Here is a 516-nt window from a genome sequence, read left to right on the forward strand (position 1 = left end):
TAGCTGGGGTATTATATGAATTTTTAAACGCCGTATCAAACGTCACTGTGCCGTAAGTGCGATTATTGTAGTTTTGCGGACAGTAGTCTTTGCTGCAAAACTTGCTGGCATCAATGGTGCTGCTTGTTGTCGCGCCGGTCTGTTCAATATAAGGGCCGTAATCAAGAAGCGGCTTAATGGATGAACCCGGCTGCCTGTACGCCTGGTAGGCGCGGTTAAAGTCATATTTTTGATAGTTTTTCCCGCCGGATAGAGCGATGATTTGATGCGTCTGGTGATTAATCACAGCCGCTCCGACCTGTACGTCCGCATATGGGAGCTTGGAATTCATTTGTGCCACAACTTGATTTTGCATGTACGGATCAAGCGCAGTATAAATTTTCACGCCGTCTTTCATCAGCGTGCTGACTCTTGCGGACAGCTCGTTCTCGATCTTTTCTTTTTGTTTTCCTGATGCTTTTTGAAGGCGTTTATCAAAGCCTTCTGATTCAGACACCAGCTGAGTGAATTCATCAT

The 516-nt window shown here is 45.7% G+C and carries 1 protein-coding gene; it reads right to left on the bottom strand.

What is annotated here, in order from left to right; all coding sequences use genetic code 11:
• Window positions 1-516 (bottom strand): penicillin-binding transpeptidase domain-containing protein (locus AC27IT_RS28285; RefSeq protein ID WP_487092337.1); only part of this gene is annotated, 516 nt, incomplete at both ends.

The sequence above is a fragment of the Brevibacillus sp. YAE8 genome (assembly GCF_057543335.1).